Origin of the sequence: Streptomyces coryli (assembly GCF_011044975.1) — a bacterium.
Classification (GTDB): domain Bacteria; phylum Actinomycetota; class Actinomycetes; order Streptomycetales; family Streptomycetaceae; genus Streptomyces; species Streptomyces coryli.
Map to the genome: position 1 here is coordinate 1 of NZ_JAAKZV010000555.1, position 1059 is coordinate 1059.

1 protein-coding gene is annotated in these 1059 nt (G+C 73.1%); it reads left to right on the forward strand.

Going from position 1 to position 1059, the window contains the following annotated elements:
- Positions 1-289 precede the first annotated feature (289 nt).
- The coding region (locus tag G5C51_RS42145; protein WP_165246233.1) for a spermidine synthase at positions 290-1059 on the forward strand (770 nt) is incomplete at its 3' end.

The following is a 1059-nucleotide window of genomic DNA, read 5'->3' on the forward strand; positions in this document are numbered from 1 at the left end:
GGCCGGGGCCGGGGTGCTGGCAGGCTTCGCCGCCGGTGTCGGGGACGCGGTGGCTGGTGGCGCCTGAGGAGGCTGCTCCGGTTACGGATCCGCAGGTGTTGCGGGAGGCGCTGGGTGAGGCGGTGCGGACGCTGGAGGCGGCGGATCGCTGAGCGCTTGGCTTGCGCCTGCGCTGCGCGCCTGCGGGGCGGTTTCCGCGCTTCGCGCGGAAGTCCTCAAGCGCCGGACGGGCTGGATTTCGGCCGGGCTCGTGGCGGCGGGGTTCGGGCGTACGGGCGATACTGATCTCATGGCCAGCGGCAGACGGACCCGGACTCGGGGAGCGCGGGAGACCGTCACTGCCGATGTGATCGGGGGGACCGCTGAGCTGCGGCCCGATCCCGACCGGCCGCGGGCCTGGACGCTGCTCGTGGACGGGGCGCCGCAGTCGCATGTGGATCTTGATGATCCGGAGTATCTGCAGTTCGAGTATCAGCGGCGGCTCGGGCATGCCGTCGATCTGGTGCAGCCCGCCGGGCGGCCGCTGCACGTGCTGCATCTCGGTGGCGGGGCGCTGACCCTCGCGCGCTACGTGGCGGCGACGCGGTCGCGGTCCGTGCAGCAGGTGGCCGAGATAGACAGCGAGCTGGTCGCCTTCGTACGGAGCCGGCTGCCGCTCGCGGACGGGGTGCGGATACGCGTACGAGGCGGGGATGCCCGGGCGGTGCTCGGAAAGGTGCCGGACGACTGGGCGGATCTGATCGTGGGGGATGTCTTCCGGGTGGCGCGGACGCCGGCGCATCTGACGAGTGTGGAGTTCGCGGGGGAGGTGCGGCGGGTGCTGCGGGCCGGGGGGTATTACGCGGCGAATCTGGCGGACGGGCCGCCGCTGACGTATTTGCGGGGGCAGATCGCCACGCTCAGGGAGGTCTTCCCGGAGCTGTGCCTGACGGCGGATCCGGCCGTGCTGCGGGGCAAGCGGTTCGGCAACGCGGTGCTGATCGCGTCGGACCGCGAGCTGCCGGTGCGGGAGCTGACCCGGCGGGCGGCGACCGATCCGCATCCGGGGCGGGTGCTGGC